We start from the raw sequence: 15,644 nt of genomic DNA on the forward strand, positions 1-15,644 counted from the left end.
GCCCGTGAGCCGTTTAGTCCGCAGTGCCACGTTGTCGCGCTATACCGAGGTGGCCCGCTCGGTTGGCGCGGATCCCTTGCGGATCCTGGCAGAAGTAGGGCTGCCGCCAAGCTGCCTGGACGCCGGCGACAACCTGGTTTGCGCCAGCACAGTCTGCCGGCTTCTCGAAATGACCGCGGCAGCTTCAGATGCCGAAGATTTCGGCCTGCGACTGGGTGAGGGCCGTCAACTATCGGTTCTCGGGCCTCTCGGCATGGCCGTGCGTGATTCGCGGACGCTGCGGGAGGCGCTTGGTGCGATGGTGCGCTACATCACGCTGCACAGCGAGGCTCTGTTCCTCGGCGTGGAAGAACGGGAGGGCGCGCTTGTCATCCGCGTGTCGCTGATGGTCGAGCATTCCGGGTCGACACGACAGGCCGACGAGATGGTAGTGGTTGCGCTTTACCGGATGCTTCAGGAACTGATCGGTCCGGGGTGGCGCGCGCGGCGTATCTGCCTTGCGCATGGCGCCCCAGGCAATCCGGCATCCCACGCGCGCGTGTTCGGCCGGTCCGTGGATTTCGGCTGCGACTTCAACGGCATTGTCTGCGAGCAGAAGGACCTGGAGGCAGTGCCGTGCTCCGCGCGCCCGGAGCTGGCGCAGTACGCGCATGCCTATCTGGACTCACTGGCTGCGCATGCGACCCTGTCCATGGCCGAAAAGGTCCGGCGCATGGTGCTCTCCTTGCTCCCTTCGGGAAACTGCAGTGTGGAGCGCGTCGCCAGCCAGCTTGGCGTCGACCGGCGCACGGTCCACCGCAAGCTGCTGCAGGAAGGCTCGACTTTCAGCAGCATTCTCGATGAGGTCCGTGTCTCGCTGGCGGTGCAGTATCTCCGGCATTCGGAACGCCCGGTCAGCTATGTGGCGGTGTTGCTTGGGTTTTCGATGCAGAGCGCGTTTTCACGCTGGTTCCGCGGCCATTTTGGCTGCAGCCCCAGTGCATGGCGCAGCGGTGGCATGCAGTGAGATTGATCATGTCGTCGGCACTCAGGTGACGATGGTGGGCGCGCGCTCCAGTGCATCGAGAATTCGCGCGAAGCGCGCCTCCACGCGCGGCCGCATGCGCGTTGGCGTGAAGATGTAAAACTCGCCTGCCTGTATCGCCTCCAGCGCCTGGCCGGCCACCAGCTCCGGAGCCGTGCCTGCGGCAACGCTGGCCCTGAACGAATCGCTGGCATGGAGCGAGCGTTCGGCGATGGGGGTCTTTACTGGACCAGGGCAAAGCACCGATACACCGATGCCGGTGCCGCGAAGCTCCTGCTCGAGCGCCTCGGAGAGGGCCACCACGCTGTACTTCGTGGCGGCGTAGGCGCCCATGGGAAAGTCGCCGTTCACCCAGAAGCCCGCGCCTGACGCAGTGTTGACGAAATGCGCCGGCTCGCCGTGCCGGCGCAGCAGTGGCAGGAAATGACGGATGCCGTGAATCACGCCAAACACGTTGATGCCGAACGCGCGGGTCCAGTCCTGCTCGGACAGCGATGCCAGCTCGCCGCTCATATCGATGCCGGCATTGTTGAAGACCAGGTGGATGCGCCCCAGTTTCGCCGCGAACTCCGCCGCCGCATCGCGTACCTCCGCATCGGAGGAAACATCCAGTACGCGCGTGCAGATGCGCCTGCCGGTCGATGCGAGCCGCTCGCGTGCAGCGTCAAGGCCGTGTGCGTCGATGTCGGCCAGCGCAAGGTCAGCACCGCGCGCCGCGAGTGTATTGGCCAGTGCCAGGCCGATGCCGGACGCGGCGCCTGTGATGATTGCCGTCTTGCCCTGGAAGTCATGAAGGCGGGGTCGGGTGTCTGGCGGGGGATCGTTGCTGTCGATGTCTGGATGAATCATGGATGTCGCAGGTAAGGGCTGAGGGGCGGGGGGGCTGAGGGGCGCGGCATTCAGCCGATCACGGATTCCGGGGCAAGGCGGACTAGCTGCTTGCCGATGTTCTTGCCGGTAAACAGGCGGTTCAGGGCGGCGGGCGCCTGCTCGATGCCATCAATAATGTCGACCCGGTACTTGAGCTGGCCGTCCCTGACCCATTTCGCCATGACTTCCACGGCTTCGTGGAACCTCGGGCGGTAGTCGGCAATGAGGAACCCTTCGATGCGGGCGCGTTTCATGATGACGTTGCGGAACATTTTCGGGCTCCACCAGTCACCGCTCGCGTTGTAAGTCGAGATCATCCCGCACAGGGCGATGCGGGCACCCGGATTGATCAGAGCCAGCACGGCATCCATGGTGTCCCCGCCCACGTTCTCGAAATCGACGTCGATGCCGTTTGGGCAGGCGGCGCGAAGATCGGCAAGCACGTTGCCCGCCTTGTAGTCGACACAGGCATCCAGGCCAAACTCTTCCGTGACGAACCGGCATTTGCCCTGGCCGCCCGCAACGCCCACCACCCGGCAGCCAAGTATCTTGCCGATCTGGCCGGCGATCGAGCCGACGCCGCCCGCGGCGGCCGACACCACAATGGTCTCGCCAGCCTTGGGCCTGGCAATGTCGAGCATGCCGAAATAGGCCGTCATGCCGGAGTTGCCCAGCACGCTCGCATAGGCATGCAAGGGCAGGCCGTATTCCACCGGGACGCGCCGGGCCGTTCTCGTTACCGAATACTCTTCCCACGCCATGCCGCCTTCGACAATGTCGCCAGGCCTGAAGTCTGGGTGATGGGACTCCATGACGACGCCCATGGTGACGCCGCGCATCACCTCGCCCAGCGCCACCGGGGCCATGTACTGGTCGATATCGCTCATCCAGACGCGGTTGGTCGGCGCCACCATCAGATAGATGTTGCGCACCAGGATCTCGCCGTCGCGCGGTCGCGGCAGCGGTGCTTCCACGAGCTGCAGGTCGTTGTCGCCGATATCGCCGACGGGGCGCTGCCTGAGGATCCAGCGCCGGTTCATTGTCTTCATGCTTGCTCCTCCAAAATATTTGCCTGGCGCCGTGTGCGCGGGCCGCACCGACGGTCGCCGTAATGCGCTCGCTGCTCAGTCTTCCAGCGCGCCGTAGACGAGGTTGCGCAAGAGGGACCGGTATCCGACACGCGTCGCCAGGTCGTTTTCCTGAAGCATCAGGATGGCGAGCAGCTGCTCTTGCGGATCCGCCCAGAAATAGGTTCCGAGCGCGCCGCCCCAGTAGAAATCGCCGACGGAACCCGGCACCGGGCTCAAGCCCGGGGAGGTGCGTACGCCCACTGTCAGGCCATGGCCCTGGCCGAGATCGGGCAACGGCGCGTTGATGCCGAGCCCTGTTGTCGAACCGCCAAAGCGCGTGGACCGAGGCAGATGGTTGCCCAGCATCAATTCGACCGTTTTCCTGGAAAGCAGGCGCACGCCATCGAGCACACCGCCGTTGAGCAGCATCTGGCAGAAGCGCGCGTAGTCGCCAGCCGTGGACAGCAGGCCGGCGCCCCCGGAATGCCAGCGAGGCGGATTCTGTTCGTCGTAGTCGAACAGGGCGGTGGATTTGCCGGATGCGCCGGAGGGCAGCGCCAGGCCCGCGCCGTCCTGCCTGATCAACCGGAAGCCTGTTGCATGCATGCGCAGTGGCCGCGTCACGCGCTCCGCGACGAAGTGAGCGAGGTCCATGCCCGAGACAATCTCGACGATGCGGCCAAGCACGTCGGTGGACATGCCATATTCGAACACCTCGCCCGGCTGGCATTGCAGCGGGATGGCCGCCAGCTTCGCAACCATCTCGGCATTGGTCTGTCCGGGATCCATCAGGCCGCTTTCGCGATACTGGCGCTGCACCAGCGAATCGCCGAATTGCCCGTATGTCAGACCGGAGGTGTGCCGGAACAGGTCGTGAACCGTCATGGCGCGGCGCATGGGTTCGAGCGCAAGGCGGCGCTCCCCGGTGTTCGCATCGACCGACTCGACACCGACCTGGAGACAGGCGAACCCGGGGATGTAGCGCTCGACCGGGTCGTTCAGGGCCAGCCGGCCTTCTTCCATCAATATCAGCGCTGCCACGCCGACGACGGGCCGCGTCATCGCTGCAATGCGGAAGACCGAATGGCGCTGCATCGGACGCGACGGGGTATCCGCATGCTCGAAGCCAAACGCCTCGAACCAGGCGATCCGGCCCTTGCGCGCGACGAGCACGACGGCGCCCGGGATCTTGCGCCGGTCGACATCCGCATTGAATACCGATGAAATGGCCCGCAGCCGCGGCGCTGACAATCCCACCTCTTCGGGGGTGGCGGCATGGTTTAGGGCACGGTTGAGAGGCAATGCAAGCTCCTGCAAGGTTCGGCGGATCGGGGGCAGGGCGGTGCGCGGTGCGCGGTGCCGTGAGGTATGTGTGCCGATTCTAGGCAGACGGCCGGCTTGGCGATTGATGATAGGGGTCTTTGCCGTGACCGCTGGGGACATTGGGCAAGCGGATGGCGATGGAAATCGGAAAGGAGGGGAGCGACCGGCGACGGTTGAAGCATCGCGCCGATCGTCGCCGGTCGCCTGAAGCGAGCTCCGGCAGGAAGGAAACAGCCAACGCCGCCGGAGCCGCGGACCGTCAGGGCTGGATGTTATTGGCTTTCACGATGGCGGCATTGCGATCGTACTCGGTGCGCAAGCCCTGACCAAGCTGAGCAAGGGTTTGCGCTGACACGGTCTCGAAGCCGAGCCCGAGAATCCGGTCCTGCACCTTGGGCGTCGAGGCCGCCTTGTAGACGGCAGCCTGGATTTTCTGGACCACGTCTGACGGCACCTTGGACGATACGAACACGCCCGCCCAGTTGTTGAAGTCAATGTCCGGATAGCCCAGTTCGGCAAAGGTCGGGACTTGCGGCAGCAGCGGCGAGCGCTGTTTCGCGGCCAAGGCATAGGCCTGCAGCTTGCCGGCCTTGATCATCGGCAGCGAGGTCACCATGCCGTCGTACATCACGGCGATCTGTCCGCCCATGACCTGTGTCAGCGCAGGCGGAGAGCCGGCAAAAGGCACGTGCTGCAGATCCATGCCAGCTTTCTGGTTCATGATCAGACCGGCATAGTGGGCGACCGTGCCCGCGCTGTAGGAAGCAAAACTGAGCTGGCCCGAATGGGCCTTCGCATAGCTGACCAGGCTTGGCAGGTCCTTGGGCGGCAGGCTCGTCGATCCGACCAGCACGAGGGTCGACCTCGCCACCGCGGCCACGGGCTTCACTTCCTTCATCGGATCGAAGGACGTCTTCATTACATGCGGGATCTCCGTGAGCACATTGGTGGTCGATACCAGGATGGTCTGCCCGTCGGCCGGCGCCGCCAGCATGGTGTTGATCGCAATGCTGCCGCCGGCGCCGGGCTTGTTATCGACGACCACGGGCTGGCCCAGTTCCGCCGTGAGCGCTTCTGACAGCACGCGTGCCAGCACATCCATGGTGCCGCCGGCAGGCGCAGGGATCAGTACCCGGACCGGCTTGTTGGTCCATGCCATGGCGACGGGCATGGACAGGGCCAGGACGGCGCAGACGGCGGCGCGGCGCACGCAGTTCAGGGCAGGGCGGATTGGCATAGATGTCTCCCCGTTATGGGTGTGGGCTGGAATTGGGTGCCATTGACGACGGAAGTCGTGCCAGAAGTATGAGCGGTCGATGCAAAGCGTCTTAACATTCGGGGGCAAATATTTGACATTTCGGGACAGTTAGGGAAAGCGCAAAGTGTGCGGGCCCTGATCATTCACCTGAATCAGGCGGATCGCTTCCTTGTGCAGCGCCATGCTCTGCAAATCCTGAGCCGACATCAGTCGCGTCGACGACATGCCGATAGACAGAGCTGAACTTAGCGCCCGCAGAGCAAAAGTTTGCGGACTGCTGGAGGTTATTTGAATGCCTGAATGGAGGCGGCCGGACCCCGGCAGAACCTTTGTCCGCCGTCGACGCTCACGACGGATACGGCCGACACAGCCCCGCCAGGCCGCTCCTGAAGCAGGCGAAAAAAAGCCCGCGTCAAGGGCGGGCACGAATCCCTTAGGAGAAAGGGAGGAGACAGACGTAGTATAAACCCTTGGGAAAACTCTTGCAGATCGCCCAGCGGATGGCAGGGGCGAAGAAGCACGCTGCCTCGGCAGCTTGTCGGAATCACGTCTATCATTAACGCCAATGAAGGCCGGAGTGCACTTGTCTTGTGCACACAAGGGACGGCACCTGGCCCGGGGCTTGCGGTCGCAGTGTCTGAACGCGACTGCGGCGCGGAATCCCGCGCGCGATAGACCTTGATCCTTCAGATCGAAATACTGCCAAGCAAAACACGCGAACTGGCCCTGCAGTCCTGGCCATGTCGCATTTCCTGCCGCGGGGGATTTGCAAGATGAGCAGCAATCCAATGGGCCCGCCTGCACCGCCGCCATCTCCGCGCACATGGGACGCACGCCTGGCGCGACGGCTTGTCGAACCGCTCAAGGATTCCTGGGTTACGCCCAATCATCTGACCACACTCCGGCTTTTGACCGGCATGGCCGGCGCGGCGTGCCTCGCGCAAGGCGGCTTCGCCTGGGCGAATGGCGGTGCGCTGCTGGTCGTGCTTTCCAATTTTATTGACCACACTGACGGAGAACTAGCGAGGATCAGCGGGAAATCCAGCAAGTTAGGCCATTTCTACGATCTTGCCAGTGACGCAGCGGTCACTATCCTGCTCTTCGTCAGCATGGGGATTGGCGTCTCGGGCCAGTTTCAGGACGCCGCGGTGTCAGCGGTCATGCGCGGCAGCGTGGCGGGCGTGGCCGTGGCGCTGATCTTTTTCTTGCGCATGCGCATCGAAGCGCTCGCTGGCAAGACCGCCACCAAACAGGCCTCGGTCGGCGGCTTCGAGACGGAGGATGTGCTCTACCTCCTGCCACTTGTGACACTGAGCAGTGCCGTCGCCCCGTTCCTGACGGCGGCGTCGATCGGCGCGCCCTTGTTCGCGGCATGGGTGTTCATCGACTACTGGCGCGTCGTGCGGCGCACTCGCCCCGTTACAGCGTCTACCAGACCATGAGGCGCCGATGAGCGAACAAGCCGAAGCGGACCGGGATCTTCTCACCGTGCCGGGCGAGCGGCAGCAGCCGTTCGCCGACCCTGCGGACGCGCGTGCCGATCCCGATGCAGTTGTGGCCGTACGTGTTGGCACACTCGGGCACAGCGCGCTGCGCGCGGAATTCGAGCGCCAGGGTGCGTTCCTGCATGTGGGCGAGTTTTTGCCGGACGAAGTCACGGAAGGGCTGGTTGCCAGCGCCCAGGCCTTGCAAGACCGGATCAATCGCAATTATCTTCCAGGCCACAAGCAGGGCGGCAGCGTCAGTCGCCATACGATCGACCAGCACGCGCCTTTTATCGCGCAGCTCTATCGGTCCAAGGCGCTGATCGGCTGGCTCGAACAGATCTGCGGCGAGCAGCTGCTGCCTTCGCCCGAGCAGGATCCGCATGCCTACGCGCTCTATTACTACACGCGCGAGGGCGACCATATCGGCTGGCATTACGACACCTCTTACTACAACGGCCGGCGCTACACCTTGCTGTTCGGCGTGATCGACGAATCGTCGTGCCGTCTCGACTACGAATTGCACACGCGCGAGCCCGATGTGCCCGTGCAAGCGGGGTCGGTACAGATTTCCCCCGGTGGCCTCGTTTTCTTCGATGGCGACAAGCTGCGCCACCGCATCACGCCACTCGGGCCGAACCAGATGCGGGTGTCGCTGACCTTCGAATACGTCACCGACCCGGGCATGCGGCCCTGGCTGCGTTTCGTCTCCAACATGAAGGACGCGCTCGCGTATTTCGGCTTCCGGCAAGTATTCAAACGGCTGGCCAAGGGCCAGCAACCCCGGGCATGACGCGTGCGGCGATGATTTCGCTGTCGCTCGGCGCGGCGCTCTTTGTCGCCCTGATTGCCTATACCGGATTCGGCCCGGTGACATCGACGCTGATGTCGGCGGGGTGGTTGAGCCTGGTGGTGGTGGCGTTTCACCTGCTGCCGCTGGCGCTGGATGCAGGTGCCATTTTCGTACTGTTCGATCGCCACGCCGGGCATCGCGCCATGCGCGACGCGCTGCTTGCGCGCTGGGTGGGCGAGTCCGTGAACAGCCTGCTGCCCGCCGGACAGCTGGGTGGTCCGGTGGTGATGGTGCGCCATCTTGCGCAACGCGGTGCGCGCATGCGCGACGCTGCCGCGGCGATCACCGTCAGCACGACGATGCAGGCGATCGCGCAGCTGGTGTTCGCAGTGCTCGGCCTCGTGCTGTTCGGCGCGTCAACGGCGAGCGGCGCGGGCGAGGATGTTCGCCTGCCGGCCATTGCCGCCACCGCGCTGCTGGCGCTGTGCCTGTTCGGGTTCTATGTGGCGCAGCGGCGCGGCCTGTTTGGGCGCGTGCTGCGCTTGCTGTCGAGATTGTCGGGAAAGCGCGATTGGTCTGCGCTGACGACGCGCGCCGATGCCGTGGACGCAGCCGTGCGGAAGACCTATCGCGCGCCCGGCAAGGTCGCCGCGACCTTCGCGCTGAGCCTGGTGGGCTGGCTGGTCGGCACCGGGGAGGTGTGGCTGGCCCTGCGGTTTCTCGGCCATCCCGTCAGCTGGCTCGACGCGTTGCTGCTGGAGAGCGCCGGGCAGGCGATCCGGGGCGCCGCGTTTGCGATTCCCGGCTCGCTGGGTGCCCAGGAGGCTGGCTACCTGCTGCTCGCGCCATTGGTGGGTCTGCCTGCCGACGCGGCGCTGGCGCTGTCGCTGATCAAGCGCGCCCGGGAAATCGTGCTTGGCGCGCCCGGGCTTCTGTATTTGTACTGGAGTGAACGAAACCACCGGCGGCGAAGCATGGGTGGTGTGCCGGCTACCGATTGATGGCGGTTTGCATGGGAGCGGAGAAATATGCGAGCGATTATTCTTGCCGCGGGCCTTGGCCTGCGTTTGCAGCAACCGCCTGAAGCACAATTCCCGAAGTGCCTGTTGCGCTTCGATGGCATCACCCTGCTGGAACGGCATCTACGCATGCTGGACGCGGCGGGCGTCACGGAGGTCGTGCTTGCGCTCGGTTTCCAGCCTGAACAGGTCAAGGCCGAACTCGACCGGATCGGACGTTTGCCCCATCCTGAAATCATTCTGAATCCGCGCTACGAGCTCGGCAGCGTCCTGACCGTGCACACCGTCGCCGACGCGCTCACGCGCGGCGGCGACGTGCTGCTGATGGACGCCGACGTGCTCTACGACGAGCGCATTCTCGCCGCGCTGGTCGCCGGCGACAGCGTCAACCGCCTGCTGATCGACCGCGACTTCGAAACCGGCGACGAGCCAGTCAAGCTCTGCCTGCGGGACGGCCTTCCGGTCGAGCTGCGCAAGCAGGTCGCGGTGGGCCTGGAATATGACACGATCGGCGAGTCGGTCGGCTTCTTCCGCTTTAGCGAGCAGACTGCACGCCGCCTGGCGCAGATCGTCGCGGGGTATGTCGGGCGCAACCAGGAAAAGATGCCGCACGAGGAAGCCGTGCGCGATCTGCTGCTGGAGGGCGGCCATGCCTTCGAGATCGCGGACGTCACCGGTGCGCCCTGGCTCGAGATCGACTTCCCGGGCGACGTCGCGCGCGCGCGCGATGAAGTGTTGCCGCAACTCCAGCGCCAATCTGGAGTCACCTCGGGAGTCAACTCGGGAGTCACGCCATGAACGCACGCGATCTGGCTATGCCCACTGCGTCGCGCTGCACCGCGCTGCGCCAGTTGCTGGTGGGCAGCGAACTTGAATTCATGATGGAGGCCCACAACGGGCTCTCGGCCCGGATTGTGCGCGAAGCAGGCTTCAAGGCCATCTGGGCCTCCGGCCTGGCGATCTCGGCGCAATTCGGCGTGCGCGACAACAACGAGGCAAGCTGGACACAGGTGGTCGACACGCTCGAATTCATGGCCGACTCCAGCGGCTTGCCGATCCTGGTCGACGGCGATACCGGCTACGGCAACTTCAACAATGTGCGGCGCCTGGTAAGGAAGCTCGAACAGCGCGGCATCGCGGGTTTGTGCATCGAGGACAAGCAGTTCCCCAAGACCAACAGCTTTATCGACGGCGAACACCAGCCGCTGGCCACCATCGACGAATTCTGCGGCAAGATCAAGGCCGGCAAGGATACCCAGGCGGATGCCGATTTCTCGATCGTCGCGCGCGTGGAAGCACTGATCGCGGGCTGGGGCATGGACGAGGCCTTGCGCCGGGCCGAAGCCTATCGGCAGGCCGGTGCCGACGCGATCCTGATCCACAGCAAGCTGTCGCGGCCGGATGAGATCCTCGAGTTCGCACGCGAGTGGGCCGGCCGCGCTCCGCTGGTGATCGTGCCGACCAAGTACTACAGCACCCCCACCGAGGTGTTCCGCCAGGCCGGCATCAGCGTCGTGATCTGGGCCAACCATCTGATCCGTGCGGCTGCATCGTCGATGCAGGCGGTGGCCAGGGAAATCCACGACACCCAGACGCTGGTTCATGTCGAGGACCGTATCGCGCCGATGAGCGAGATCTTCCGGCTGCAGGATGCCGACGAGTATTCCGCCGCCGAACGGCTGTACCTGTCTGGAACCGAGGCGCTCGGCGCCGCGGTCGTGCTGGCGGCGAGCCGGGGTGAAGGGCTTGACGCGCTGACCGCCGAGCGGCCCAAGGTCATGCTTCCGGTCGCGGGCAAGCCGCTGCTGCGCTGGCTGGTGGACGCCTTCAAGATGCAAGGGATCCACGACATCACCGTGGTCGGCGGCTATCGTGCCGATGCGATCCAGAGCACGGGTGTCAAGCTTGTGCGCAACGAGCGCCACGCGAGTACCGGGGAACTGGCGTCGCTTGCGTGTGCGGCCGACGGCCTGCATACGGATACCGTGATCGCCTACGGTGACCTGCTCTTTCGCAGCTACTTCCTGCGCGACCTGTTCGAGAGCGAGTCCCGCTTCAGCGTGGTGGTCGACTCGTCGCAGACGCAACCGTCGAATCAGAGCGTACGCGATTTCGCCTACTGCTCCGCGCCCGACGATCGCGCCCTGTTCGGCCAGAAGATCCTGCTGCGGCACGTCTCGAACAAGGCGCGGGAAGTGGCGGTCACTGGCGGTCAGGCCCCGCAGGGACGCTGGATTGGCCTGCTGTGCGTGCGCGGCGCCGGGCGCGAGGCCCTGCAGCAGACCCTTGCCGGCCTGCGTGCGCGAGCGGATTTCGACACGCTGGACATGCCTGACCTGCTCAACGCCCTGATCGATGCAGGCGAGGAGATCGACGTGAAGTATGTGCACGGCCACTGGCGCAGCGTGAACGACCTGGAGGACTACCAGCGCGCTGGCGAGTTCGCGCATGCCCGGCTGCCGATCGCCCAGGGCGCAACCAGCAGCGAGAATCGCCCATGATCGAAGCGGCTCAGTTTATCGAGGCGGCGCTGGCGCGTGGCTTCTCCTGGTATGCGGGGGTGCCATGCTCGTACCTCACTCCCTTCATCAATTACGTGCTGCAGGATCCATCGCTGCACTACGTCTCGTCGGCGAACGAAGGCGACGCGGTGGCGCTGATCGCGGGCGTGGCGCTCGGGGCCAGAGGGGGGCAGCGCGGCATCACGATGATGCAGAACTCCGGCCTTGGCAATGCGGTGAGCCCGCTCACTTCGCTGACCTGGACGTTTCGGCTGCCGCAACTGCTGATCGTGACATGGCGAGGGCAACCGGGCACCGCGGACGAGCCGCAGCACGCGCTGATGGGCCCGGTCACGCCTGCGATGCTCGACACCATGGAGATACCCTGGGAGCTGTTCCCGACCGATGCGGCCGCCATCGGCCCGGCGCTTGACCGCGCGCTGGCGCATATGGACGCGACCGGACGCCCTTACGCGCTGGTCATGCAAAAGGGCAGTGTCGCGCCCTTTGCGCTCAAGCCGCAGGATCGACCCGCGCCGCGTGCGCGATGCGAGGCGCGCACGCAATTGCGGGGAGGGGGGCTGGATGCGCTGCCTTCGCGTCGCGAGGCCCTGGAGCGCGTGATCGCGCATACGCCGGCCGCTTCGACGGTGGTGCTGGCATCGACCGGTTTCTGCGGCCGCGAATTGTATGCGCTCGATGACCGGCCAAACCAGCTCTATATGGTGGGATCGATGGGTTGCGTGGCGTCGTTGGCGCTCGGCCTCGCGCTGGTGCGGCCGGACCTGCATGTGGTCGCCATCGATGGCGACGGCGCCGCCTTGATGCGCATGGGCAACTTCGCCACGCTGGGCGCATACGGCCCGTCGAACCTCACCCACGTGCTGCTCGACAACGGCGCGCACGACTCGACCGGCGCACAGGCCACGGTGTCGCCCAATGTGTCGTTCGCCGGCGTGGCGGCGGCTTGCGGCTATCGCTCGGCGGTCGAAGGCGACCGCCTTGAGCTGCTTGACGATAGGCTTGCGGCGGCACCTGTCGAGCCGGGTGCGCCCGGCTCGCGCTTCGTGCGGCTGATGATACGCGCCGGCACGCCGGATGGCCTGCCCCGGCCCACCATCACCCCCGCGGAAGTGAAGTTCCGCCTCGCGCGCCACATCGGCGCTGATCTCGGAGAGAACTGATGCTATTGCTCAACCCCGGCCCGGTTACTTTGTCCGAGCGCGTCCGCCGCAGCCTGCTGCAGCCCGACCTGTGCCATCGCGAAAGTGAATTCTTCGATTTGCAGGACGAGGCGCGCGCGCGGCTGCTCGACGTTTACCGGCTGGACCCTGCAGAATGGGCCGCGGTATTGATGACCGGGTCAGGCACGGCAGCAGTCGAAAGCATGATTGCCGCGCTGGTGCCCGCGCGCGGCAAGCTGCTCATTGTCGAGAACGGCGTGTACGGTGAGCGCATGACGCAGATCGCGAGTCAATACCGCATCGACCACGAGGTGATCAGACATGACTGGATGCAGGCGCCCGATCCCGAGCGGCTGGCCGCCATGCTCGACGCGGACCGTACCATCGGCCATGTGGCGGTGATCCACCATGAAACGACCACCGGGCGCTTGAACGATCTGCACGCGCTCGATGCCGTTTGCCACCAGCGCGGCGTTCGCCTGCTGGTCGATGCCGTCAGCAGCTTCGGGGCCGAGGCGATCGACTTCGGCGGCAGCATTGCCGCCGTGGCCGCCACCGCCAACAAGTGCCTGCACGGCGTGCCGGGGGTCGCCTTCGTGATCGCGCGGCGCGACGCGCTGGCCCAGGCCGAAAGCCGGACCTACTACCTGGATCTTGGCCGGCTGGCACGCCTGCAGGATCAGCGCAACACTCCCTTCACCCCGTCCGTGCACGCCTACTACGCGCTGGTGGAAGCGCTGCGCGAACTCGACGACAGCGGCGGCCAGCCCGCCAGGCACGCGCACTATGCGGCCCTGGCCGAGCAAGTGCGCGCGGGACTTGAATTGCGTGGCATCGCAAGCGCGTTGCCGGCGGACCAGTCCTCCGTCGTCCTGCGCGCCTACCGTTTGCCGGCGAGCTTGTCGTACACGCAGCTGCACGACGGCCTGAAAGCGCTCGGCTTTGTGATCTATGCAGGGCAGGGGCAGCTGTCGAACGAACTATTCCGGATCTCCACGATGGGACATATCCAGGCGCACGACATTGAGCGCTTGCTGCAGGGGTTTGCGGCATTGATGACTTGATGCCACTTCGCTGCTGCAGTGACCGTCTGTTACCTCGACCGCAGGGATTGGCGATGCCGTTGTGAGGACGCCGGTCACCGAGCTAGCCCAGTTCGATAGTCCGCCGGTAACGTCACGCTTGCTTCACTAGGCTCCATTTCTTATACGGGGCCGACGACCATCTCGAACGGAGCAACCCTGAGCTTTGCTTCGCCGACAGCGGCCTCGGCAATACGGTCAACAGCTTTTTTTGTGAATGGGCCTTCGACGCTGATCGTCAATGCCATAAACCGGGAGGATATTCGGGGGACCATCACCTTGGATACGGCTGGCGGCGGAACTGTGGATTTCACCGGGACCAGCAACTTTGGCGGTGTGGTGCAGGCAGGGAATCTGACGATCACCACGACGGGGGGAGCGCAGGACAAGGTAATCAGTTCCTTCGGCGCTGGATTAAATCTGAACTTTCGCGGTATTACGTTGAATACCCTCGGTTCCAGCAGCAGTTTGCTGGTGTGCAGGAACGCTGACCTTGACCGGAAACAGCACCTATTCGGGCGGTACGACGATCAGCGCGGGCACGCTGCAGCTCGGCGACGGCGGTACCATCGGCAGCATTACCGGCAACGTCACCGATAACGGCATGCTTGCCTTCAACCGCGCAGACACAGTGATCTTCGGCGGCGTCATCTCCGGCACCGGTACCCTCGCTCAACTTGGCGCAGGCACGACGATATTCACCGCGGACAACACATACAGCGGTGATACGACCATCAGTGCCGGCACGCTGCAACTGGGCAACGGCGGTACCGGCGGAAGCATCGCCGGCAACGTGGCAGATAACGGCACGCTTTTATTCAACCGTTCGGATGCCTTGACATTCGATGGCGTTGTCTCCGGAACCGGCGCCGGGACGGGACGCTATATGCCTCCTGGCACAGGCGATAGGGTTCCATAACGTTGCGCTTATTGAACTGAGTCGAAAGCCACAACTCGACCGCACGATCAAAAGGGCGCTCACTCGGCGCAAGCCGAGGAATGGGGGAAGGGGCTATTTCGGCACGGCACGCACAAGCGCATGGCCGTCGACTGTGGCCTCTGGTGGCATGACGAAAAAATGATACGCGAGAGGATTGAGGGCGAGGATCGGACATTCGAGCCGCGCGGCCAGTTCAGCATCCGGCGACCAGTTGCCATAGGCCACCGCCGCGGTCAACTCCACCGTATCGACACGAGCATAGAGGGCTGTTGCAGGGTAAAGCGACCGGGTATCCGGAGGTGAATCCATCAATTCTTTCGGTGTGGGCATGTCAGTCTCAACATTCGCAGGGTCGGTGTCTGATCGAGGATGACTCCAAGTGAGGCTGCTGAAAAGGTTACTGTTTTCCACGTGAAGAGGTATTGGGATTAGTCCGCAATCAGGCAACACCGGTTCCCAGTTGATCGTGCGGCCCTGTGCGCACGAATGCCATTTTCGATCACGGTTCCGTGGTATTGCCCATGCATAGTCAGGTGTGCAGCGTAAGTAAACAATCGCTGCAACGTGCAAAGGCCTGGACGATGACACATTTCGCCGCTGCTTCGTGCGGCCTACTCCCGTCCTCTTCTTTCTTTATAAGTCGGGAGCAATGCATGAAAATAATCGCGGCTACCCTTCTGCTTGCGGCAGTGATGGCATCGCCTGCCTGGGGCGCTGAGAAGCCGGCGGATGATCGCCTCGTCCCGTTGCGTATGGACGAACAAGCTGCCCGCAAGGAGTATGACCGAAAGGTTAAGGAGGCGAAGGCCGTGTACAACGAGGCCAAGAAAGCCGCCGCGAAGGAGCGGGACACGGCGATCGCAAGTGCGCGTGCGAAGGCAGGGCAGAAGTCGTAATGTGAGTCCATCGGCGATTTGCGGACTCCTACCTTTGATCTTGAACTCCTCGGATTGGGTCGCACGCGGCCCGATGAGGACGGCGCGCATGCCGAACTTGTCGACCACGCGCGCCTTTCGCGGCGCCGGGCAGAAACACCGGTCACGCGATGGTAGAGGAAGTCGGAGTTTGCTGCCCTTGAAGCCCGATCGGCCGATGT

General features: G+C 64.4%; 15 protein-coding genes. 10 read left to right on the forward strand and 5 right to left on the reverse strand.

The genetic code is table 11. The features are described 5' to 3' along the window. The first annotated feature begins 31 nt into the window (after positions 1-31). A complete protein-coding gene (locus CTP10_RS31765; RefSeq protein ID WP_233528438.1) occupies positions 32-1,006 on the forward strand; it encodes an AraC family transcriptional regulator in 975 nt (324 codons plus the stop codon). A 21-nt stretch (positions 1,007-1,027) separates the two neighbouring features. Here CTP10_RS31765 and CTP10_RS31770 read toward each other — a convergent pair whose 3' ends face one another. From CTP10_RS31770 to CTP10_RS31785, 4 genes are all read right to left on the reverse strand, one after another. Continuing rightward, positions 1,028-1,873, reverse strand: coding sequence for an SDR family NAD(P)-dependent oxidoreductase (locus CTP10_RS31770; RefSeq protein ID WP_116323391.1), 846 nt, complete (start codon positions 1,871-1,873; stop codon positions 1,028-1,030). Positions 1,874-1,923: 50 nt separating this feature from the next. Then, entirely contained in the window at positions 1,924-2,943 is a 1,020-nt protein-coding gene (locus tag CTP10_RS31775) for an NADP-dependent oxidoreductase (RefSeq protein ID WP_116323390.1), read from the reverse strand. Between the two features lie 75 nt (positions 2,944-3,018). After that, on the reverse strand, positions 3,019-4,266 hold the full coding sequence (locus CTP10_RS31780; protein ID WP_116323389.1) for a serine hydrolase domain-containing protein: 1,248 nt from the start codon (positions 4,264-4,266) through the stop codon (positions 3,019-3,021). Positions 4,267-4,546: 280 nt separating this feature from the next. Continuing rightward, positions 4,547-5,524 carry a Bug family tripartite tricarboxylate transporter substrate binding protein gene (locus tag CTP10_RS31785; protein ID WP_116323388.1) on the reverse strand — a complete coding sequence of 326 codons (978 nt, stop codon included), beginning with the start codon at positions 5,522-5,524 and terminating at the stop codon, positions 4,547-4,549. 794 nt (positions 5,525-6,318) lie between these two features. Between CTP10_RS31785 and CTP10_RS31790 the strand changes: the two genes are divergently transcribed. From CTP10_RS31790 to CTP10_RS31825, 8 genes are all read left to right on the forward strand, one after another. After that, positions 6,319-6,987, forward strand: coding sequence for a CDP-alcohol phosphatidyltransferase family protein (locus CTP10_RS31790; RefSeq protein ID WP_116323417.1), 669 nt, complete (start codon positions 6,319-6,321; stop codon positions 6,985-6,987). A gap of 7 nt (positions 6,988-6,994) precedes the next feature. Continuing rightward, positions 6,995-7,822 carry a HalD/BesD family halogenase gene (locus CTP10_RS31795; protein WP_233528437.1) on the forward strand — a complete coding sequence of 276 codons (828 nt, stop codon included), beginning with the start codon at positions 6,995-6,997 and terminating at the stop codon, positions 7,820-7,822. Next, positions 7,819-8,823, forward strand: a complete 1,005-nt coding sequence (locus CTP10_RS31800; protein ID WP_116323387.1) for a flippase-like domain-containing protein — start codon at positions 7,819-7,821, stop codon at positions 8,821-8,823. Before CTP10_RS31795 ends, CTP10_RS31800 begins: the two co-directional genes overlap by 4 nt. A 27-nt stretch (positions 8,824-8,850) precedes the next feature. Beyond that, positions 8,851-9,639, forward strand: a complete 789-nt coding sequence (locus CTP10_RS31805; protein ID WP_116323386.1) for a phosphocholine cytidylyltransferase family protein — start codon at positions 8,851-8,853, stop codon at positions 9,637-9,639. Further along, positions 9,636-11,342, forward strand: a complete 1,707-nt coding sequence (gene aepX / locus CTP10_RS31810) for a phosphoenolpyruvate mutase (RefSeq protein WP_116323385.1) — start codon at positions 9,636-9,638, stop codon at positions 11,340-11,342. Before CTP10_RS31805 ends, aepX begins: the two co-directional genes overlap by 4 nt. Then, positions 11,339-12,526 (forward strand): phosphonopyruvate decarboxylase, encoded by a 1,188-nt coding sequence (gene aepY / locus CTP10_RS31815; protein WP_116323384.1) that lies wholly within the window; start codon positions 11,339-11,341, stop codon positions 12,524-12,526. Before aepX ends, aepY begins: the two co-directional genes overlap by 4 nt. Further along, the gene (locus CTP10_RS31820) at positions 12,526-13,590 is read left to right on the forward strand and encodes a 2-aminoethylphosphonate aminotransferase (RefSeq protein WP_116323383.1); all 1,065 of its coding nucleotides are present in this window, start codon (positions 12,526-12,528) and stop codon (positions 13,588-13,590) included. Before aepY ends, CTP10_RS31820 begins: the two co-directional genes overlap by 1 nt. Positions 13,591-14,101: 511 nt before the next feature. Further along, positions 14,102-14,527, forward strand: coding sequence for an autotransporter-associated beta strand repeat-containing protein (locus CTP10_RS31825; protein WP_199414727.1), 426 nt, complete (start codon positions 14,102-14,104; stop codon positions 14,525-14,527). 93 nt (positions 14,528-14,620) lie between these two features. Here CTP10_RS31825 and CTP10_RS31830 read toward each other — a convergent pair whose 3' ends face one another. Further along, on the reverse strand, positions 14,621-14,878 hold the full coding sequence (locus tag CTP10_RS31830; RefSeq protein WP_147316322.1) for a hypothetical protein: 258 nt from the start codon (positions 14,876-14,878) through the stop codon (positions 14,621-14,623). A 323-nt stretch (positions 14,879-15,201) separates the two neighbouring features. Here CTP10_RS31830 and CTP10_RS31835 point away from each other — a divergent pair, with 323 nt between their 5' ends. After that, positions 15,202-15,444, forward strand: a complete 243-nt coding sequence (locus CTP10_RS31835) for a hypothetical protein (RefSeq protein WP_116323381.1) — start codon at positions 15,202-15,204, stop codon at positions 15,442-15,444. Positions 15,445-15,644 lie beyond the last annotated feature (200 nt).

The organism is Cupriavidus sp. P-10, from assembly GCF_003402535.2.
Taxonomy (GTDB): domain Bacteria; phylum Pseudomonadota; class Gammaproteobacteria; order Burkholderiales; family Burkholderiaceae; genus Cupriavidus.